Raw genomic sequence first — 19464 nt, 5'->3', positions numbered from 1 at the left:
CATTTACTGATAACTGCTTCACTGGCAAAAAAATGACCACAGAGGATGTCGACTACTGTTAGGCTTAGGAAAGATCTGTCGCTCAGCAAAGGAGTTTACATGGCAACACGTATTGAATTTCATAAGCACGGCGGGCCTGATGTTCTGAAGGCTGTGGAGTTTGCGCCCGTTGACCCGGCGGAACATGAAATCCAGGTCGAAAACAAAGCGATTGGCATCAATTATATTGATACTTACATCCGTAGCGGGCTTTATCCGCCGCCATCATTACCCAGTGGTCTGGGCACCGAGGCTGCTGGCGTAGTCAGCAAAGTCGGCAGCGGTGTGAAGCACATTAAAACCGGCGATCGGGTCGTCTATGCTCAGTCCGTACTCGGCGCTTACAGTTCAGTGCATAACGTTCCAGCTGATAAAGTCGCCATTCTGCCCAATGCCATTTCGTTTGAGCAGGCTGCCGCCTCCTTCCTGAAAGGGCTTACCGTTTTTTATCTGTTACGCAAAACCTATGAAATCCAGCCTGGCGAACCGTTTTTGTTCCATGCTGCGGCAGGGGGTGTCGGTCTGATTGCCTGTCAGTGGGCAAAAGCATTGGGTGCAAAACTGATTGGTACCGTCGGCAACGCGCAAAAAGCGCAAATTGCCTTGCAGGCCGGAGCATGGCAGGTGATTAACTACCGTGAAGAAAGCATTGTCGAGCGCGTTAAAGAGATAACTGGCGGTAAAAAAGTTCGGGTGGTTTACGATTCGGTAGGGAAAGATACCTGGGAAGCTTCGCTGGATTGTCTGCAGCGCCGGGGACTGATGGTAAGTTTCGGTAACGCTTCCGGACCAGTGACTGGCGTAAACTTAGGTATTCTGAATCAGAAAGGCTCGTTATATGTGACGCGCCCTTCTCTTCAGGGTTACATCACCAACCACAATGAGTTAGCCGAAGCCAGCAATGAGCTTTTTTCGCTGATTGCCAGCGGGGTTATCAAGGTTGATGTGGCAGAGAGTCAGAAGTATGCCCTGAAAGATGCGCAACGCGCGCATGAAGTCCTGGAAAGCCGGGCGACGCAGGGTTCAAGTCTTCTGATCCCTTAATTTCTACCGTTCCTAATTCATTTCAGTAGCAGGAAAAAAAACGATACGTTACTGAAGCTTGTGTCCGGGGTCAGTGAAAACAGCCAGCACACCAGCGGTTTGAATGATGGCGGGAATACAAAGAAATTGGGCTTCCCGCAGGAAGCCCTTTCTTTTTTTAGTTCGGCTGTATGTAGGGTACAGCTCGATGAATTCGTTAACGGCGTAATAGTGACAGATTTGATTATCAATTCCTATTTGGTTCTAAAGGCAAAGTTGCATGTTGTGACGAACCACTCAATACCTTAGTAAAACCGACGGTTATTGCGCTGATACTGTGGGACTTTTGGCGCTTTTATCGCCTTGATAACCCATACCACAGCAATGGCCAGTAACAACCAGGGCAACAATTTAATCATTAACGCAAACAAGCCACCCAAAAACATCACTGCGGTAGCCACCATCAATGCAGCCAGCACACCCAGCAGTGATACACCGGTGACCATCAGCATGATAAAAAAGCCAACGACAAAAAGTAGTTCCAGCATGGTGCTCTCCCGAAATGAAAACTCTCCAGAGTCTTACAAAAAGCATGCCAAAATTATTTTATTGATTTATAAAGAAAACGCCCCGCGACATAGCGCAGGGCATGGTGAAATTGACTAACTTTTGGCGAGAAATTAACGCTTGTCGGCCACCAGCTTTAACGCATGTTCCAGGACGTTAATATCAGCACCTGCTTTATGCGCATTTTCACTCAGGTAACGGCGCCACTGACGTGCCCCAGGGATCCCCTGAAACAAGCCGAGCATATGGCGGGTAACATGACCAAGATAGGTTCCCTTGCTCAGTTCACGCTCAATATACGGATACATTGCGCGCACTACGGCAACAGGATCGGCATCGGTGGTAGTTGCAGCAAAAATTTCGCGGTCCACAGAGGCCAGCATACCAGGATTTTGATAGGCTTCACGCCCTACCATCACACCATCCATATGTTGAAGATGCGTTTTTGCATCGAGCAGCGATTTAATACCACCGTTGATCGACATGGTCAGGTGTGGAAAGTCACGCTTCAACTGATAGACACGTTCATAATCCAACGGTGGGATCTCACGGTTTTCTTTCGGGCTTAGCCCGGAAAGCCAGGCCTTACGCGCGTGGATGATAAACATCTCACACTCGCCTTTACCGGAGACCGTATTGATGAAATCACACAGGAATTCGTAGCTGTCCTGGTCATCAATGCCGATACGAGTTTTGACCGTTACCGGAATTGACACCACATCACGCATCGCTTTGACGCAATCGGCAACCAGCTGTGCGTTCCCCATCAAACAGGCACCGAACATGCCATTCTGGACACGATCGGAAGGGCAACCCACATTGAGGTTAATTTCGTTGTAGCCACGTTCTTCAGCCAGCTTCGCGCATTGCGCCAGCGCTGCCGGGTCGCTCCCCCCTAACTGGAGCGCGACCGGATGCTCCTCTTCGCTATACGCCAGATAGTCGCCTTTCCCATGAATAATTGCCCCGGTGGTCACCATCTCCGTATAGAGCAACGTTTGGCTGGACAGTAAGCGCAAAAAGTAGCGGCAGTGTCTGTCCGTCCAGTCGAGCATCGGCGCGATAGAAAAACGATGAGCAGGAAAAGCAGTAGGCTGAGATTCAGGCAGCATGGCGAATAATTAAGCATCCGGTTAAAAAGGGGCGCTACTATAGCATAGACCGTTACGATAGTGAGCCACATCGTCGCGGGAACTCACGCCCCTGCCGAGACAAGGCTATTTCCGTCCCGGTTTCCCGTCATGCGGGCCAAAAAATTGCGGGGGATGATCAACCCAGCGATCCTCGCGCGTTGCAGCATAGACCGGATTGAGGGGGTAATAGATACGATTAAACTTTTTGTTTGCTTCACCCACCACTAACAGACGCACCTCTTCACTGGTGTTATTGATAAAGGTGTGACACACGCCGGTTCCTGCTGGAAAGCCCACGCTGTCGCCGGGCTCCAGTTTCCATAAATAGCCATTAATCCAGGCCTCAGGGTAACCTTCCAGCACATAGATAAATTCTTCTTCATCACTTTCTGCATGAGGATATGAAGTACGACGTCCTGGTGGCAGTCGTTCATGATGAATACCGAGCCGCCCTAATCCCAGCTTGCGGGCAAGCGGTGCGCCAATAGAAAAAAATTCATTGCTACCAGGATAAGTGGAGTCATCAGCTCCCTCTACTTCACGCCAGTGGCGAATACAATCAGGTCTTTTCATTTTTATTTTCCAGTATTGCGATGCGTCAGGTATAGCACACGGTGGGGATCTCGGTGTTTTGAGCAGAATATGATAAAGTAAGGGATTAACCTTCCATGCAAATCGAGGCGTCAAATGGAAAAAACCACCACGCAGGAGTTATTGGCCCAGGCTGAAAAACTCTGTGCGCAACGTAACGTGCGGCTGACACCACAACGCCTCGAAGTGCTGCGCCTGATGAGCCTGCAACAAGGCGCGATTAGCGCTTATGATCTGCTTGATCTGTTACGGGAAACCGAACCACAGGCCAAACCGCCTACCGTTTATCGCGCTCTCGATTTTCTGCTTGAACAAGGTTTCGTGCACAAGGTGGAATCCACCAACAGCTACGTGCTTTGTCATCTGTTCGATCAGCCGACCCACAGCTCAGCAATGTTCATTTGTGACCGCTGTGGTGTGGTTAAAGAAGAGTGTGCTGAAGGCGTGGAAGACATCATGCATACATTGGCCGCCAGGATGGGCTTTGCACTACGTCATAACGTGATTGAAGCCCACGGCCTCTGTCCGGCATGTGTGGAAGTTGAATCGTGCCGCCATCCAGGCGACTGTCAGCATGATCATACGATTCAGGTGAAGAAGAAAGTTGGGCGATAAAAGAGCGTACATCCTTGTACTCTCAGGAGGGAGGGATTAATTACCAGCGGTAATCGTTGCGTTTTTCCCAATCTTTAACTTCTTTCTCCGCCTGATCTTTCGCGTAACCGTAACGTTCCTGGACTTTACCCACCAGTTGGTCGCGTTTACCTTCAATGACCGTCATATCATCATCGGTCAGTTTGCCCCATTGCTCTTTCACTTTACCTTTGAACTGCTTCCAGTTACCGCCGACTTCGTCTTTATTCATCATCAAGTCCTCATCGTTAGGTTGTGAATAGCGAGAGTGCTATATCCAGACATGTTATGTTTTCGCTGGACGTGAGATTAAGTGTAGTCAGTGATTCCAGGAATTATTAACTATTCAGAATTTTTAACCATCTGGGTCAGGCGAACCAGGTACCATTACGCCAGTGACGCCGCCAGATGAAGGCCAGTGAGAGCCCGCGCAGCGCGAGGAAAACGGTTAACGCCAGCCATAAACCGTGGTTTCCCAACAGTGGTAAAGCAAATAACGTTAATGCAAATCCCGCGGCAGCGACGGCCATACTGTTACGCATTTCTGCCGCTCGCGTCGCACCAATAAACATGCCGTCCAGCAGGTAACACCAGACGCCCACCAGCGGCAAAATCACCTGCCAGATAAGATAACGATCGGCCAGTAGTTGAATCTGGGGCAGAGAGGTTAGCAGCGCAATAATCTGTTCACCGAACAGGGCGTATATCAGGGAAAACAGAATTGCCACAATACCCGACTGCCTACATGCCGCCCTCCAGACATCCAGTAACTGACCGCCATCGCGCGCGCCATAAGCCTGACCAGAATGAGCTTCGACGGCGTAGGCAAACCCGTCCAGCGCATAAGCTGTAAACGTCAGCAGAGTCATCAGGACGGCATTTACCGCAATGATGTCACCACCAAGGCGCGCGCCCAGTACCGTAATGGCGCCAAAACAGAGTTGTAGCAACAGCGAACGCAGCATAATGTCGCGGTTAAGCGCCAGCAGACGGCGAAAATTGCCGCGCCATGCAAGCTTCAGCATCGCAAGCGAGACACCACGCAAATGGAGAACCTTGCGCACCATCAGAAGACCAATCAGCAATGTGGCATATTCGGCAATCACAGTTGCCAGTGCAGCGCCTTGCACGTTCATATGCAAGCCCATCACCAGCCATAAATCGAGCACAATGTTGAGAATATTACCAACAATGAGCAGGATAACCGGCGCACGGGCATACTGGACGCCCAGCAACCAGCCCAGCAGCACCAGGTTTGCCAGAGAGGCTGGCGCGCTGAGCCAACGAATTTCAAGGAAGCGCCGGGCTTGCTCCAGTACCGCCTCACTGCCACCAACTATATGCAGCGCCAGATCGATAATTGGCGTCCTGAACAGGGCAATCGCAGCCCCTGCTCCCAGCGCCAGGAGCAACGGTTGCACCAGCGCGCGAGCCAGTGCCTGCGGATCTTTCGCGCCAAATGCCTGGGCCGTCAGCCCAGTGGTGCTCATGCGTAAAAAGAGCAACAGCATAAAGAGAAAACTGGTCGCCGTTGCGCCAACGGCTACGCCGCCAAGATAGACCGGACTCTCCAGATGACCAATCACTGCGGTGTCCACCAGCCCCAGCAGGGGGACAGTGATATTGGAGAAGATCATCGGTAGGGCAAGGAGCCAAAGTGCTTTGTCGGAAGAGGTAAAGAAAGGCATGCAGAAAGCCTGAGAAGGAGTTAAATGGATAATATTGTTTTTCGTAGACCCGGTAAGCGTGGCGCTACCGGACCAGAGTGATGCCGGATGACGGCGTAAACGCCTTATCCGGCCTACTTAATTACAGCCACTCACCGTTACGAATGACGCCGACCGCCAGCCCTTCAATAGTGAAGTTTTGCTCGCGCAGGTCAACTACGATAGGCTTGAATTCGCTGTTTTCTGGCAGAAGTTCGACCTTGTTGCCCTGTTTTTTCAGGCGCTTAACCGTAACTTCATCGTCAATGCGTGCAACAACCACCTGGCCATTACGCACGTCCTGAGTTTTATGTACGGCCAGTAAATCACCGTCCATAATCCCGATATCTTTCATCGACATTCCGCTGACGCGCAGTAAAAAATCGGCACTGGGTTTAAACAGTGAAGGATCAACCTGATAATGGCCTTCAATATGCTGCTGTGCCAGAAGAGGCTCACCCGCCGCAACACGGCCGACAAGTGGTAATCCCTCTTCTTCTTCCTGCAACAGACGAATCCCACGCGATGCGCCAGAAACAATTTCCAGCACACCTTTACGTGCCAGCGCTTTAAGGTGTTCTTCAGCAGCGTTTGGGGAACGGAACCCCAAACGCTGCGCGATCTCCGCACGCGTCGGTGGCATACCTGTCTGGCTGATGTGATCCCGAATGAGATCAAACACCTCTTGCTGCCTGGCCGTTAACGCTTTCATTCCGCCCCCTGGGTGTATATACAGTTATGCTGTGAGTATATACAGCTAAAGGCGATTTTGGAACCGCAAACTGCACAAAAAACAGGAGATTTATGAAGTTGTGGAATGCTTATCGAAAATGCGACCACAACAAGATGCCCCAGGTGATCAAGGCAACAAAAATAGAAAGTAGTACCGCCGCCGATCCCATATCTTTCGCCCGGCCAGAGAGTTCGTGATACTCAGAGCCGATACGGTCGACCACCGCCTCAATAGCGCTATTAAGAATTTCAACAATCATCACCAGCATCACTGAGCCAATCAGCAGCACACGGGTAATCGCATCAACATCCAGCCAGCAAGCAATCGCGACGCCCAGCAGTACGGCAACACTTTCCTGGCGAAACGCCGCTTCATTAATCCATGCGGCACGAAAACCTTTCCACGAATAGCCTGCTGCCTTGATAATTCGAGTGAACCCAGTGGTATTATTAGCCATCAAAAGAACCTTTTTACATTATTAGCGTCAATGTCATTGTACCGTTACCCTATTTACTTCAGGGCTGATGCAAAGCAGCGCGAAGTATGACGGGATACACCAGAAATTCACTAAACTTTCTGATATCCTTGCAGCGCATTTGCATTATTAACCAGAGGCTTTACATCGTTTATGTCCGGCTGGCCAAGAATTTACTACAAATTACTGAATTTACCATTAAGTGTGCTGGTAAAAAGCAAGTCTATTCCGGCGGATCCTGCTCCGGAATTGGGGCTCGACACTTCGCGTCCCATTATGTACGTCTTGCCGTACAACTCAAAAGCGGACTTGCTAACGCTGCGCGCTCAATGCCTGGTTCACGATCTCCCCGACCCCCTGGAGCCGTTGGAAATCGACGGGACTCTCCTGCCGCGCTACGTGTTTATTCACGGCGGCCCGCGTGTCTTCACTTATTACACGCCTAAAGAAGAGTCTATCAAGCTGTTCCATAACTATCTCGACCTTCATCGCAGCAATCCTGACCTGGATGTGCAGATGGTGCCGGTATCGGTGATGTTTGGCCGCGCTCCCGGACGCGAAAAAGGCGAAGTGAATCCGCCTCTGCGCATGCTGAATGGCGTACAGAAATTCTTTGCCGTTTCGTGGCTGGGTCGCGACAGTTTTGTTCGCTTCTCTCCGTCGGTGTCCCTGCGTCGCATGGCTGACGAACACGGCACAGATAAAACCATTGCGCAGAAACTGGCGCGCGTGGCGCGTATGCACTTTGCCCGCCAACGTTTAGCTGCAGTTGGTCCGCGTCTTCCTGCCCGCCAGGATCTGTTTAATAAGCTGTTGGCCTCAAAAGCTATCGCCCGCGCGGTAGAAGATGAAGCACGCAGTAAAAAAATCTCCCACGAAAAAGCGCAGCAAAATGCCATAGCGCTGATGGAAGAAATTGCCGCAAACTTCTCCTATGAGATGATCCGTCTGACGGACCGTATTCTGGGGTTCACATGGAACCGGCTGTACCAGGGGATTAACGTTCATAATGCAGAACGTGTGCGCCAGTTGGCGCACGACGGACATGAAATCGTCTATGTGCCATGCCATCGCAGCCATATGGACTACATGCTGCTGTCGTACGTTCTGTATCACCAGGGCCTGGTTCCTCCACACATTGCAGCTGGAATCAACCTGAACTTCTGGCCGGCAGGCCCGATCTTCCGCCGTCTGGGTGCATTCTTTATTCGCCGCACCTTTAAGGGCAATAAACTTTACTCCACCGTATTCCGCGAATACCTGGGCGAACTGTTCAGCCGTGGCTACTCGGTTGAGTACTTTGTCGAAGGTGGGCGCTCACGTACAGGCCGTCTGCTCGACCCGAAAACCGGCACGCTGTCCATGACCATTCAGGCGATGCTGCGCGGCGGTACGCGTCCGATCACGCTGGTGCCTATCTACATTGGCTACGAGCATGTGATGGAAGTGGGAACATACGCAAAAGAGCTGCGTGGTGCGACGAAAGAGAAAGAGAGCCTGCCACAAATGCTGCGTGGCTTAAGCAAGCTGCGTAACCTGGGCCAGGGCTACGTTAACTTTGGCGAACCGATGCCATTGATGACTTACCTGAACCAACATGTTCCGGAATGGCGCGAATCTATCGATCCTATCGAGTCTATTCGTCCAGCCTGGCTGACGCCGACAGTGAATAACATCGCCGCTGACCTGATGGTTCGTATTAACAACGCAGGCGCGGCCAACGCCATGAACCTGTGTTGTACCGCGCTACTGGCATCCCGCCAGCGATCTCTGACCCGTGAGCAGTTAACCGAACAACTTGATTGCTACCTGAGCTTGCTGCGCAACGTGCCGTATGCTGCGGATTCGACGGTTCCCGCGCAAAGCGCCAGTGAACTGATCGACCACGCTTTGCAGATGAACAAGTTTGAGGTCGAGAAAGATACCATCGGCGACATCATCATTCTGCCGCGCGAGCAGGCTGTACTGATGACTTACTACCGCAACAACATTGCGCACATGCTGGTTCTGCCTTCATTGATGGCGGCGATTGTGACTCAGCATCGTCGTATTTCACGTGCGGCACTACAGCAGCATATTGAAGCGCTGTACCCGATGCTGAAAGCTGAGCTGTTCCTGCGCTGGGAACGTGACGAGCTTGCAGGAGTGATCGACGCACTGGCCAGCGAAATGCAGCGTCAGGGTTTAATCACCATGCAGAACGATGAGCTGCATATCAATCCGGCACACTCCCGCACGCTACAGTTGCTGGCGGCAGGTGCTCGTGAAACCCTGCAACGCTATGCCATTACCTTCTGGCTGCTGAGTGCAAACCCATCCATCAACCGCAGCACACTGGAGAAAGAGAGCCGTACCGTGGCTCAGCGTCTTTCCGTACTGCACGGTATTAACGCCCCTGAATTCTTCGATAAGGCGGTGTTCAGCTCTCTGGTGCTGACTCTGCGTGACGAGGGATACATCAGCGATACCGGTGATGCCGAGCCGGAAGAAACGATGAAGATCTATCAGATGCTGGCCGAACTGGTCACGTCCGATGTACGTCTGACCATCGAGAGCGCAACGCAGGGCGAGTAAGCATAAAAAAACCGGTCGAAAAAATGACCGGTTTTTCTTTTGTCGCCTCACCTAAAATCAAAGGTGCCAGTAACTCATTGCCAGCCCCAAAAACAGCACCAGACCGACATAGTTGTTATTCATAAACGCTTTAAAACAGGCATCCCGTTCGCGATTGACGATCAATTTCTGCTGATACACAAACAGCGCGCCCGCCACCAGCAGAGACCAGTAATAGCCCAGACCCAGCCCGTTCAGCCAGCCAATCAACGCCATCAATACCAGTACGCCAACCTGCAGAATACCAATAATCAGCTTATCGTTTTGGCCGAACAGGATCGCGGTCGATTTAATACCAATCTTCAGGTCATCATCCCGGTCAACCATCGCGTACTGTGTATCATACGCTACCGCCCAGAGAATATTGGCAAGGAACATCAGCCAGCAACTCAGCGGAACAGATTCGCTCACGGCAGCGAACGCCATTGGGATAGACCAGCCAAATGCAGCGCCCAGAACCACCTGCGGCAAATGCGTATAGCGCTTCATGAAGGGATATACCCACGCCAGTGCTAACGCAGCGACAGACAACAAAATTGTCATCGTGTTTAGCGTCAGTACCAGCAGGAACGCAAGCAACACCAGTACCACAAACAACGTTCGGGCTTCTTTCTCTGTCACCGCACCACTTGGCAGCGGCCGGTTCGCGGTGCGTTTGACATGCCCGTCAAATTTGCGGTCAGCATAATCATTCACCACGCATCCGGCGGCGCGCATTAACCAAACGCCAGCGACGAAAACCGCCAGGATCCATAATTGCGGTACCCCAGGGGTCGCCACCCACAGCGCCCACAGGGTCGGCCAGAGCAGCAGTAAGGCGCCGATTGGCTTATCCGTACGCATCAAGCGGTGAAACGCCAGTAGCTTATTCTGCGTCAGACTCCACTCCATTTTTTCTTCCTCTCAGTACAACGGCGATGCAGGTAAAAAAAGCTCGGTAAGCATCAGCGGCTTACCGCTCAGCCGCAGGCGGGAACGACGCCCCCACAGCGCTGCATCGCGACCTATCTCAATAAAATCTCGGGTCAATGTCGATGATGTAAACAGGTAGCGCCCGAGCGGGGTTTTCCCCAGATTTTGTAAGGCCAGCTCAGGACCACACAGAGTTGATTCAGGCACCACGGTGCGCCCGGCAAGCCAGGGTTCACCATCCGCACATAACAGAATTTCACGCAACCAATAACGGGATTCGCTCGGCAGCAGCGTCAGTTCTTCAGCCACCTCATTTTGCCCAACAAATCCTTCTCGTATCAACGTTACGGTGACCTGTTTTCCCTCCTGCTCAAAGCGTTTGGTCATGGAGTCTTCCAGTAACAACCAGTCAAGCAGTTGAGGGTCAAGCGCGGGGATCGCATCAAAATAACGCAGCGCACGCAGTTGCGTTAACGCAGGGTGTGGCATGCCTTACTCTCCGATTTATAACGTGATGGCATTGTATCGCAGAAAAGGCATTACAGGGTGAGCAAACGTGATTAAGTGATCGGCTAATCAACATTAGTGTAACAAATCGCATTGCACGATAAAAAAAGGTGCGCCAGGAGACGCACCAGTTGTTGCAAAATCAGCAATGTGGGGAGATGGTTACCCCTTGCCTTTTACACTACTGATAAAGGTGGAACGGGCAGATGTGGACCCCAAACGTTCAGCTTCATCAAGCAGCTTCAGCGCTTTATCAACATCACCTTTCGCTACTGCATCTTTAATCGCTTTATTAAAGTAGCTTTCCGTGTCATTCAACATCGGTTCACTTTTCTTCGCAGGCGCTGGAGCGGCGGTCGCCACAGCAGCCGGAGCTGGAGCTGCATAAGCCGCTGCTGGCGCGGCAGTATTCCCAACCGTCACCGGCCCCGGACCGGAGGAGCCAAACAGCGGCCCGACCAATACACTGGAAGAAGAGCTGGTTTTGACTTTCAGTTTCAGCAAGCCATCGGTGGTATGACGGGCGATCGGGTCTGGAATATCCGGAATGGAGTTACCCACACCCTTGGCATACGCTTTCGCCGGGTCAAGCAGAGTTGTGGTCTGCTGAAGATCTTTTTCTGTTGTAAATACCAGCACATAGAGCTTCTGCTGGCCCAGCGCAGGCGTCAGACGCATGACTCCTTCCAGACGATCGGCACTCATCACGCCGGGCTCCTGATAGGTGAAATAGCTGCTGGGGAAGAACGCAGATGGCGTCATGTTCTGATCAAGAATCAATACGTTTGGTGCAAATACACTGGTTTGTTTGTTCACTTCACTGGACAGCGTCAGGGTCAATTCACCAATATTTGCCGGGACGCTATAGGCGGCGACCGGGCCGGTAATCCCGGCAACGTCCAGACGCTGACCACCAGTAGAGAGCTGAGTAGACTGCGTATTCGATTGATCAACAGGTGTCCAGGTTAACTGTTGCAGTGCAGCAGTGGGGATAGCAGGCGCAGCGGTGGTATTTTGCGGCACAAAATTCACATCGGCCAGGCTGATGCCAGGAGCACTTGCAAATAAACCTGCAGATAAACAAAGGGCAACGAGACTTTTCTTCATTTTCATTGTTATCACCTCAGATAGCATGGGTTCAGCGGTGGCCAGGCAATAGCGCGCTAAACCGTAATCAAGAGGGGCTTACGCCCCTCTTTCGGTCATGACGTCAGATTAATGCTGGATTACCACCAGATTTCCATCTGGGCACCGAAGGACCACTCGTCACTGTCGCCACGGCTGGTGGTGCTGATACCGGAATTAGTCGCCGCAGCGAATTTGGTTACGTCGTTACCATTTTTGACGTAGCCCCACTCTTCATCCCATTTTGCGTAGGTTGCGAAGACGCGGATTGCCGGACGAGACCAGATGCTGTCGCCTGCCTGCCACTGTTGCGCCAGGGTGATTTTGTACTGGCTGTTACGATCGCCGGTCTGTTGGGATTTGACGTTGTCGTAACCGACTTCCATCAGGGTGCTCATGATTGGCGTCCATTTGTACATCGGACGAATACCGACGGTGTACCATTCGGTACCCAGGTCGTTATCCATATCGAGATTCTGGTACATACCGACGTACATCAGGTCCCACTTGTCGCCCAGGGAAATCGCACCGTGATCCAGGACACGCACCAGGCTACCGTTGTTATTGACGACGTTGTTAGCGAAGTTTGTCTTAACGCCAGTAACAGGGTCTTCAATAGTAGTGGTAGAAGAACCGTAAGAGCCCTGGTTCAGGCCTTTACCCTGAGTGGTCATGGAGTCTGTCGCATACTGAACGACAAACTTGTTATAGCCTTTCAACATGCTCTGGGTATGTTCAGCGGTGAACATCCAGCCATCTTTTGATGCACCGTCTGCCAGGCTGTAGTCATCTGTTGTATTTGCGCGACCATAGTCAACGCCCAGTTCCAGCATACCGTCCGGGTTAATGGCCATCTGCGCTAAACGCACGTCGAACACGTCGTTGGCGGTATCTTTGGTACGATCATAAATATTCTGGCTGCTGAACGCGTAAGAGCCGCCCGCTTCCTGAGAACGGGTTGCTGCCAGAGCCAGTTTACCGAAGCCCAGATCGATGTTTTCAATACCGGCACCAGGACCCGAGATATCCCAGTAGTAGAAGTCGATCATGTGAACATCATGACGCTGATAGAAGCGCTTACCGGCCCAGATCGTAGAACCTGGCAGCCATTCAATCAGGTTTTTACCCTGCACGTTTGCTTCACGGAATGCCGGATCTGTTCCTTCCCAGTCATTCTGCTGTGCTACGGAGTAGGCGACGTTAGTGTCGAAATAGAAGCTCTTATCACCTTCTTTCCATACTTCCTGGCCCAGTTTCAGTTCTGCATAGGTTTCACATTCGTTACCGAGACGGTATTTACTTTGAGCACCAGTAGCCTGGAAACATTGTTGTTCGCCGCCACTACCCGTCCAGCCGATACCGGAACGAGCATAACCATGAAAATCTACAGCCATTGCCTGAACAGACATAATGCCTGCTGCTACAGCAACCGCCAGAGGGAGTTTGCGCAGAGTAATCATCGTTCTATCTCCTGAGATCATTGCTTTTCTTTAAACGCGTCCCCTTCGGGCTGCCTCTTTGTTGGCTGCGTTCTTTCACCCCGGTCACGTACTTTTTGTACGCTCCCGGGATTCATTCACTTGCAGCCTCGATGCAGCCTCGAATGGCTTTGCGTTTCGTTTTTTTTATGGGGACCTTAAACGCCCGGCTCTTGGTGCAACCGACGACATGCAGTGCCATCCTCACGGAACAGATGGCAACGCTCTGGCGGCAGACCGATAGCGAATGTGGCACCCTCTTCTACCAACACCACGTCGTTCTGGCGGTAAACCAGGTTTTGACGGATGGCGGGGATCTGGATATGAATTTGTGTTTCGTGACCAAGCTGCTCGACGACCTGTACTTCACCCTCGAGAGTGACATCAGCAATTTCGCTGGGCAGCAGATGTTCCGGGCGAATACCTAAAGACATGTTGGCGCCAACCTGAACGTGTGCGCTATCGACCGGTAGCCAGATTTGCTGGCGGTTAGGCAACTCTACCTGGACCTGATCGATTGCCGTCCCCGTGACTTTCACCGGCAGAAAGTTCATCTTCGGCGAACCAATAAAGCCCGCGACAAAGCGGTCAGCCGGGTAGTGATACAGCTCCAGTGGTTTGCCCACCTGAGCAACGCGACCAGCATCCAGCACCACAATTTTGTCTGCCAGGGTCATCGCTTCGACCTGGTCGTGGGTGACGTAAATCATCGTGCGGCCAAGACGTTTATGCAGGCGGGAGATTTCTATACGCATCTGCACGCGCAGCGCGGCATCAAGGTTGGAAAGCGGTTCGTCAAGCAGGAATACGCGCGGCTCTGCCACCAGCGTACGACCAATCGCCACACGCTGACGCTGTCCACCAGAAAGCGCTTTTGGTTTACGCTCCAGCAGGTGTGCCAGTTGCAGAACTTCAGCCACCTGATTAACGCGCTGATTCATTACCTCTTTTTTGGCACCCGCCAGCTTGAGACCAAACGACATGTTTTCTGCGACGGATAAATGGGGATAGAGCGCATAGGACTGGAAGACCATTCCCACACCGCGTTCGGCGGGCGGGATATCGTTCATTCGGGTTTCCCCGATATACAGATCTCCACTGGTGATAGTCTCAAGCCCGGCGATCATACGCAGCAAAGTCGACTTACCGCAGCCTGACGGTCCGACAAACACCACGAACTCCCCTTCGTGAATGTCGAGATTGATATCTTTCGATACCACCACGTCACCCCAGGCTTTCGTTACATTTCGCAACTGTACGCTCGCCATGCCCTTCTCCCTTCGTTACAACCTGTCATCGACAGCAACATTCATGATGGGCTGACTATGCGTTATTCATTAATGGTGGGAATCCTCCACCCCCCAGCTTTTTTATGGGGGAGGAGGCGGGAGGATGAGAGAGCAGTGTCTGAGACCCTGGCTGTACTCCGTGGAGGAATTTCGTGATGGCGCCTGCAAAAATCAGTGGGTTTTTATGTGCGCCAGCACGCATTACTCACATTTATGCAACACAGATCACATAAAGAATGGGTGGGGCGTAGGGGTAAGGAGGATGGAAAGAGGTTGTCGTATAAAGAAACTAGTAACCGTTAAGCCACCTCTGAAAAATCACCAAACAGGATGGGAACTATGAAAATCAAAACTGGCGCACGCATCCTCGCATTGTCCGCACTGACGACGATGATGTTTTCCGCCTCGGCTCTCGCCAAGATTGAAGAAGGTAAGCTGGTTATCTGGATCAACGGCGATAAAGGCTATAACGGCCTCGCTGAAGTGGGTAAAAAATTCGAGAAAGACACCGGCATCAAAGTCACTATTGAGCATCCGGACAAACTGGAAGAAAAATTCCCGCAGGTTGCAGCGACCGGCGACGGCCCGGACATTATCTTCTGGGCGCATGACCGCTTTGGTGGCTACGCACAATCTGGTCTGCTGGCTGAGATCACCCCAGACAAAGCGTTCCAGGACAAGCTCTATCCGTTCACCTGGGATGCAGTGCGTTATAACGGCAAACTGATCGCCTACCCAATCGCCGTTGAAGCGCTGTCTCTGATTTACAACAAAGACCTCGTTCCTCAAGCGCCGAAAACCTGGGAAGAGATCCCTGCGCTGGATAAAGAGCTGAAGGCGAAAGGTAAATCCGCCCTGATGTTCAACCTGCAAGAGCCGTACTTCACCTGGCCGCTGATTGCTGCCGACGGCGGTTACGCATTCAAATTTGAAAACGGCAAATACGACGTCAAAGACGTTGGCGTAGACAGCGCTGGCGCGAAAGCGGGTCTGACCTTCCTGGTTGACCTCATCAAGAACAAACACATGAACGCGGATACCGACTACTCCATCGCCGAAGCGGCCTTTAACAAAGGTGAAACGGCAATGACGATTAACGGTCCGTGGGCATGGTCGAACATCGACAAGAGCAAAATTAACTACGGCGTAACGCTGCTGCCAACCTTCAAAGGCAAAGCCTCTAAACCGTTTGTTGGTGTACTCAGTGCCGGTATTAACGCCGCCAGTCCGAACAAAGAACTGGCAAAAGAGTTCCTCGAAAACTACCTGCTGACCGATCAGGGTCTGGATGAAGTGAACAAGGACAAACCGCTGGGCGCCGTTGCGCTGAAATCCTTCCAGGAACAATTAGCGAAAGATCCGCGTATTGCTGCCACCATGGATAACGCCCAGAAAGGCGAAATCATGCCGAACATTCCGCAGATGTCTGCATTCTGGTATGCCGTTCGTACCGCTGTAATCAACGCCGCTAGTGGCCGTCAGACTGTCGATGCAGCACTGAAAGACGCGCAAGGTCGTATCACCAAGTAGTGCTGTCGATGTACCTGATGGCGCTTCGCTTATCAGGCCTACGGAGGATTGTAGGCCTGATAAGGCATTTATGCCGCTATCCGGCACATCTCCGGCGAGGAAGTTTCACCGTTGTTGAGGAAGATCCCCATGGATGTCATTAAAAAGAAATACTGGTGGCAAAGCGACACGCTGAAATGGTCAGTGATAGGTCTGCTTGGTCTGCTGGTGGGTTACCTTGTTGTTTTGATGTACGCCCAGGGGGAGTACCTTTTTGCCATCATGACGCTGATTTTAAGCTCTGCTGGTCTGTATATTTTTGCTAACCGTAAAACTTATGCCTGGCGCTATGTTTATCCTGGTGTTGCTGGCATGGGGCTGTTTGTTCTGTTTCCGCTCATTTGCACCATTGCCATTGCCTTTACCAACTACAGCAGTACCAACCAACTGACCTTTGAACGCGCCCAGCAAGTCCTGATGGACCGTTCTTATCAGGCGGGTAAAACCTACAACTTTGGTCTGTATCCAGCGGGCACGGAGTGGCAACTGGCCCTCACCGATGGAGAGACGGGTAAGAACTATGTCTCCGATGCCTTTAAATTTGGCGGCGAGCAAAAACTGCAACTGAAAGAAACCGATACGCTGCCAACAGGTGAACGCGCGACGCTGCGCATCATCACGCAAAATCGCCAGGCGCTGACTCAACTGACGGCTATACTGCCTGATGAAAGCAAAGTGATTATGAGCTCACTGCGTCAGTTCTCTGGCACGCAGCCACTCTACTCCCTGGCGGATGACGGGACGCTCACCAACAACCAGAGCGGCGTAAAATACCGTGCAAACAACGATATCGGTTATTACCAGTCGGTCACGGCTGACGGGAACTGGGGCACTGAAAAACTCAGTCCCGGCTATACCGTCACCATCGGCTGGGAGAACTTCACCCGCGTATTTACCGATGAAGGGATCCAGAAACCGTTCTTCGCTATCTTTGTCTGGACAGTCGTTTTCTCGGTCCTGACCGTGATCCTGACCGTTGCCGTGGGTATGGTTCTGGCTTGCCTGGTGCAATGGGAATCACTAAAAGGTAAAGCGATTTACCGCGTACTGTTGATTCTGCCTTATGCCGTACCGTCGTTTATCTCGATTCTGATTTTCAAAGGGCTGTTCAACCAGAGCTTCGGTGAAATCAACATGATGCTAAGCGCACTGTTTGGCATCAAACCGGCCTGGTTCAGTGACCCAACCACCGCGCGTTCGATGATTATTATCGTCAACACCTGGCTGGGCTATCCGTACATGATGATCCTGTGCATGGGTCTGCTGAAGGCGATTCCTGACGATCTGTATGAGGCTTCTGCGATGGATGGCGCGGGCCCGTTCCAGAACTTCTTTAAGATTACGCTGCCGCTGCTGATTAAGCCGCTGACGCCGCTGATGATCGCCAGTTTTGCCTTTAACTTTAACAACTTCGTGCTGATCCAACTGTTGACTAACGGTGGCCCGGACCGTCTTGGTACCACCACGCCAGCAGGCTATACCGACCTGCTCGTAAGTTACACCTATCGTATCGCCTTTGAAGGCGGCGGCGGTCAGGACTTCGGTCTGGCAGCAGCGATTGCGACGCTGATTTTCCTGCTGGTAGGTGTACTGGCGATAGTGAACCTGAAAGCCACACGAATGAAGTTTGACTAAGGAGGGCATTGAACATGGCTATGGTCCAACCCAAATCTCAAAAAATGCGCCTCTTCGCGACGCACTTAGGCTTGCTGATTTTCATCGCGGCAATTATGTTCCCGCTGCTGATGGTTATCGCGATTTCATTGCGCGAAGGTAACTTTGCTACCGGGAGCCTGATCCCGGAAAATATATCCTGGGAACACTGGAGGCTGGCATTGGGTTTCAGCGTTGAACATGCTGACGGCCGTGTCACACCGCCTCCCTTCCCGGTTCTGTTGTGGCTGTGGAACTCAGTGAAAATCGCCGGAATTACCGCCATCGGCATCGTGGCACTCTCCACTACCTGCGCCTACGCCTTTGCCCGTATGCGCTTTCCGGGTAAAGCCACGTTGCTGAAAGGGATGCTAATTTTCCAGATGTTCCCGGCGGTTCTGTCACTGGTGGCGTTGTATGCCTTGTTTGACCGCCTCGGACAGTACATTCCGTTTATCGGTCTGAACACTCACGGTGGCGTGATCTTCGCCTACCTCGGCGGTATCGCCCTGCATGTATGGACGATTAAAGGCTACTTTGAAACGATTGATGGTTCGCTGGAAGAAGCGGCGGCGCTGGATGGCGCAACACCATGGCAGGCATTCCGTCTGGTGCTATTACCACTTTCGGTACCGATTCTGGCGGTGGTGTTTATTCTGTCGTTTATCGCCGCAATTACTGAAGTTCCGGTCGCTTCACTGCTACTGCGTGATGTGAACAGCTACACCCTGGCGGTAGGTATGCAGCAGTACCTCAATCCACAGAACTATTTGTGGGGCGACTTTGCCGCCGCCGCCGTTCTTTCCGCCATTCCGATCACCCTGGTTTTCCTGCTGGCACAGCGCTGGCTGGTCAACGGTCTGACGGCGGGTGGTGTGAAAGGCTAAGTTTCATCGAAGTACTTGCCCGGCAACGGGCAGTGCAATGCCACTGCAACCCTCAACTTATGTTATCCCAACCTGTGACTGTTTTTCGGCGCTCTACGGAGCGCCATTTTTTTACTCTCGCTTCAGCCGCTTGGAATTACACAGCCACAGCGTAATCACCAACAACAAGATCGCCGCAGAATAGATCAATACATCCATTGGCGCTTTATGATCGACAATGATCAGGCGCACAATCGCAGTGATCCCGATATAGACAAAGTAGCGTAGTGGAAAGTGAAAACCTGACTGAAAGTACTTCACAATCAGTGCGATAAATTCAAAGTAGAGAAAATACACCACCAGCCCTTCCACCAGCTCATACTTGCTGGTTTGTTCCGGCGCGAACAGAACGTCTGCCAGATGCAGCGTCTCTTTCCCAAGAAATACGACCAGAATCAGGCCCAGACTGAGCAGTCCTAGATTCAGGACGGTCTGTAAAATCGTGGAGATAAACTCAACACGTGGACGAGATAGTGACGTCATAACAGCACC

General features: G+C 51.9%; 19 protein-coding genes. 6 read left to right on the top strand and 13 right to left on the bottom strand.

What is annotated here, in order from left to right:
- The first annotated feature begins 99 nt into the window (after positions 1-99).
- Positions 100-1083: a quinone oxidoreductase gene (locus tag AACS05_RS01185; protein ID WP_045438543.1), complete on the top strand. Its 984-nt coding sequence runs from the start codon at positions 100-102 to the stop codon at positions 1081-1083.
- A gap of 284 nt (positions 1084-1367) precedes the next feature.
- Here the strand turns inward: AACS05_RS01185 and pspG are convergent, their stop codons facing one another.
- The 3 genes from pspG to AACS05_RS01170 all read right to left on the bottom strand — a co-directional run bounded on the left by pspG (position 1368) and on the right by AACS05_RS01170 (position 3335).
- Entirely contained in the window at positions 1368-1610 is a 243-nt protein-coding gene (pspG, locus tag AACS05_RS01180) for an envelope stress response protein PspG (RefSeq protein ID WP_045438538.1), read from the bottom strand.
- A gap of 132 nt (positions 1611-1742) precedes the next feature.
- A complete protein-coding gene (gene dusA, locus AACS05_RS01175; protein ID WP_045438536.1) occupies positions 1743-2741 on the bottom strand; it encodes a tRNA dihydrouridine(20/20a) synthase DusA in 999 nt (332 codons plus the stop codon).
- Between the two features lie 105 nt (positions 2742-2846).
- Positions 2847-3335, bottom strand: coding sequence for a cupin domain-containing protein (locus AACS05_RS01170; protein WP_045438534.1), 489 nt, complete (start codon positions 3333-3335; stop codon positions 2847-2849).
- Positions 3336-3449: 114 nt separating this feature from the next.
- Between AACS05_RS01170 and zur the strand changes: the two genes are divergently transcribed.
- Positions 3450-3968 carry a zinc uptake transcriptional repressor Zur gene (gene zur, locus AACS05_RS01165; RefSeq protein WP_045438532.1) on the top strand — a complete coding sequence of 173 codons (519 nt, stop codon included), beginning with the start codon at positions 3450-3452 and terminating at the stop codon, positions 3966-3968.
- Between the two features lie 40 nt (positions 3969-4008).
- Here zur and AACS05_RS01160 read toward each other — a convergent pair whose 3' ends face one another.
- The 4 genes from AACS05_RS01160 to AACS05_RS01145 all read right to left on the bottom strand — a co-directional run bounded on the left by AACS05_RS01160 (position 4009) and on the right by AACS05_RS01145 (position 6882).
- Positions 4009-4218, bottom strand: coding sequence for a CsbD family protein (locus AACS05_RS01160; RefSeq protein ID WP_045438529.1), 210 nt, complete (start codon positions 4216-4218; stop codon positions 4009-4011).
- Positions 4219-4354: 136 nt separating this feature from the next.
- A complete protein-coding gene (gene dinF / locus AACS05_RS01155; protein ID WP_045438526.1) occupies positions 4355-5674 on the bottom strand; it encodes an MATE family efflux transporter DinF in 1320 nt (439 codons plus the stop codon).
- Between the two features lie 121 nt (positions 5675-5795).
- The gene (gene lexA, locus AACS05_RS01150; RefSeq protein WP_045438524.1) at positions 5796-6404 is read right to left on the bottom strand and encodes a transcriptional repressor LexA; all 609 of its coding nucleotides are present in this window, start codon (positions 6402-6404) and stop codon (positions 5796-5798) included.
- A gap of 109 nt (positions 6405-6513) precedes the next feature.
- Complete coding sequence (locus AACS05_RS01145) at positions 6514-6882, bottom strand: diacylglycerol kinase (RefSeq protein WP_045438520.1); 369 nt, start codon at positions 6880-6882, stop codon at positions 6514-6516.
- A 171-nt stretch (positions 6883-7053) separates the two neighbouring features.
- On the opposite strand from AACS05_RS01145, the gene plsB reads away from it, so the two are divergent.
- Entirely contained in the window at positions 7054-9474 is a 2421-nt protein-coding gene (plsB, locus tag AACS05_RS01140) for a glycerol-3-phosphate 1-O-acyltransferase PlsB (protein ID WP_045438517.1), read from the top strand.
- Between the two features lie 57 nt (positions 9475-9531).
- On the opposite strand, the gene ubiA is transcribed toward plsB, so the two are convergent.
- From ubiA to malK, 5 genes are all read right to left on the bottom strand, one after another.
- On the bottom strand, positions 9532-10404 hold the full coding sequence (gene ubiA / locus AACS05_RS01135) for a 4-hydroxybenzoate octaprenyltransferase (protein ID WP_045438512.1): 873 nt from the start codon (positions 10402-10404) through the stop codon (positions 9532-9534).
- Positions 10405-10416: 12 nt separating this feature from the next.
- Positions 10417-10914, bottom strand: coding sequence for a chorismate lyase (gene ubiC, locus AACS05_RS01130; RefSeq protein ID WP_045438508.1), 498 nt, complete (start codon positions 10912-10914; stop codon positions 10417-10419).
- A gap of 180 nt (positions 10915-11094) precedes the next feature.
- Positions 11095-12045 (bottom strand): maltose operon protein MalM, encoded by a 951-nt coding sequence (malM, locus tag AACS05_RS01125; protein ID WP_045438502.1) that lies wholly within the window; start codon positions 12043-12045, stop codon positions 11095-11097.
- Between the two features lie 113 nt (positions 12046-12158).
- Positions 12159-13517 carry a maltoporin gene (locus AACS05_RS01120; RefSeq protein WP_045438497.1) on the bottom strand — a complete coding sequence of 453 codons (1359 nt, stop codon included), beginning with the start codon at positions 13515-13517 and terminating at the stop codon, positions 12159-12161.
- Positions 13518-13693: 176 nt separating this feature from the next.
- On the bottom strand, positions 13694-14803 hold the full coding sequence (gene malK / locus AACS05_RS01115) for a maltose/maltodextrin ABC transporter ATP-binding protein MalK (RefSeq protein WP_045438493.1): 1110 nt from the start codon (positions 14801-14803) through the stop codon (positions 13694-13696).
- 360 nt (positions 14804-15163) lie between these two features.
- On the opposite strand from malK, the gene malE reads away from it, so the two are divergent.
- The 3 genes from malE to malG all read left to right on the top strand — a co-directional run bounded on the left by malE (position 15164) and on the right by malG (position 18933).
- The gene (gene malE, locus AACS05_RS01110) at positions 15164-16354 is read left to right on the top strand and encodes a maltose/maltodextrin ABC transporter substrate-binding protein MalE (protein WP_045438487.1); all 1191 of its coding nucleotides are present in this window, start codon (positions 15164-15166) and stop codon (positions 16352-16354) included.
- Positions 16355-16483: 129 nt separating this feature from the next.
- On the top strand, positions 16484-18028 hold the full coding sequence (gene malF, locus AACS05_RS01105; RefSeq protein ID WP_045438484.1) for a maltose ABC transporter permease MalF: 1545 nt from the start codon (positions 16484-16486) through the stop codon (positions 18026-18028).
- A gap of 14 nt (positions 18029-18042) precedes the next feature.
- A complete protein-coding gene (malG, locus tag AACS05_RS01100; protein WP_045438481.1) occupies positions 18043-18933 on the top strand; it encodes a maltose ABC transporter permease MalG in 891 nt (296 codons plus the stop codon).
- 111 nt (positions 18934-19044) lie between these two features.
- On the opposite strand, the gene psiE is transcribed toward malG, so the two are convergent.
- Positions 19045-19455 (bottom strand): phosphate-starvation-inducible protein PsiE, encoded by a 411-nt coding sequence (psiE, locus tag AACS05_RS01095; protein WP_003031674.1) that lies wholly within the window; start codon positions 19453-19455, stop codon positions 19045-19047.
- Positions 19456-19464 lie beyond the last annotated feature (9 nt).

Origin of the sequence: Citrobacter sp. S-77 (assembly GCF_963864895.1) — a bacterium.
Classification (GTDB): domain Bacteria; phylum Pseudomonadota; class Gammaproteobacteria; order Enterobacterales; family Enterobacteriaceae; genus Citrobacter; species Citrobacter murliniae.
Note: the sequence above shows the minus strand (reverse complement) of the source record. Positions and strands in the feature narration are given on the sequence as shown.

What these genes read in the sequence shown, in the direction of transcription:
- ubiA (WP_045438512.1), bottom strand. Translation starts at nt 10,404, where the DNA reads ATGGAGTGGAGTCTGACGCAGAATAAGCTACTGGCGTTTCACCGCTTG.
- malM (WP_045438502.1), bottom strand. Translation starts at nt 12,045, where the DNA reads ATGAAAATGAAGAAAAGTCTCGTTGCCCTTTGTTTATCTGCAGGTTTA.
- lexA (WP_045438524.1), bottom strand. Translation starts at nt 6,404, where the DNA reads ATGAAAGCGTTAACGGCCAGGCAGCAAGAGGTGTTTGATCTCATTCGG.
- psiE (WP_003031674.1), bottom strand. Translation starts at nt 19,455, where the DNA reads ATGACGTCACTATCTCGTCCACGTGTTGAGTTTATCTCCACGATTTTA.
- malF (WP_045438484.1), top strand. Translation starts at nt 16,484, where the DNA reads ATGGATGTCATTAAAAAGAAATACTGGTGGCAAAGCGACACGCTGAAA.
- pspG (WP_045438538.1), bottom strand. Translation starts at nt 1,610, where the DNA reads ATGCTGGAACTACTTTTTGTCGTTGGCTTTTTTATCATGCTGATGGTC.
- dinF (WP_045438526.1), bottom strand. Translation starts at nt 5,674, where the DNA reads ATGCCTTTCTTTACCTCTTCCGACAAAGCACTTTGGCTCCTTGCCCTA.
- AACS05_RS01185 (WP_045438543.1), top strand. Translation starts at nt 100, where the DNA reads ATGGCAACACGTATTGAATTTCATAAGCACGGCGGGCCTGATGTTCTG.
- malK (WP_045438493.1), bottom strand. Translation starts at nt 14,803, where the DNA reads ATGGCGAGCGTACAGTTGCGAAATGTAACGAAAGCCTGGGGTGACGTG.
- malG (WP_045438481.1), top strand. Translation starts at nt 18,043, where the DNA reads ATGGCTATGGTCCAACCCAAATCTCAAAAAATGCGCCTCTTCGCGACG.
- AACS05_RS01145 (WP_045438520.1), bottom strand. Translation starts at nt 6,882, where the DNA reads ATGGCTAATAATACCACTGGGTTCACTCGAATTATCAAGGCAGCAGGC.
- plsB (WP_045438517.1), top strand. Translation starts at nt 7,054, where the DNA reads ATGTCCGGCTGGCCAAGAATTTACTACAAATTACTGAATTTACCATTA.
- malE (WP_045438487.1), top strand. Translation starts at nt 15,164, where the DNA reads ATGAAAATCAAAACTGGCGCACGCATCCTCGCATTGTCCGCACTGACG.
- AACS05_RS01170 (WP_045438534.1), bottom strand. Translation starts at nt 3,335, where the DNA reads ATGAAAAGACCTGATTGTATTCGCCACTGGCGTGAAGTAGAGGGAGCT.
- AACS05_RS01120 (WP_045438497.1), bottom strand. Translation starts at nt 13,517, where the DNA reads ATGATTACTCTGCGCAAACTCCCTCTGGCGGTTGCTGTAGCAGCAGGC.
- AACS05_RS01160 (WP_045438529.1), bottom strand. Translation starts at nt 4,218, where the DNA reads ATGAATAAAGACGAAGTCGGCGGTAACTGGAAGCAGTTCAAAGGTAAA.
- zur (WP_045438532.1), top strand. Translation starts at nt 3,450, where the DNA reads ATGGAAAAAACCACCACGCAGGAGTTATTGGCCCAGGCTGAAAAACTC.
- ubiC (WP_045438508.1), bottom strand. Translation starts at nt 10,914, where the DNA reads ATGCCACACCCTGCGTTAACGCAACTGCGTGCGCTGCGTTATTTTGAT.
- dusA (WP_045438536.1), bottom strand. Translation starts at nt 2,741, where the DNA reads ATGCTGCCTGAATCTCAGCCTACTGCTTTTCCTGCTCATCGTTTTTCT.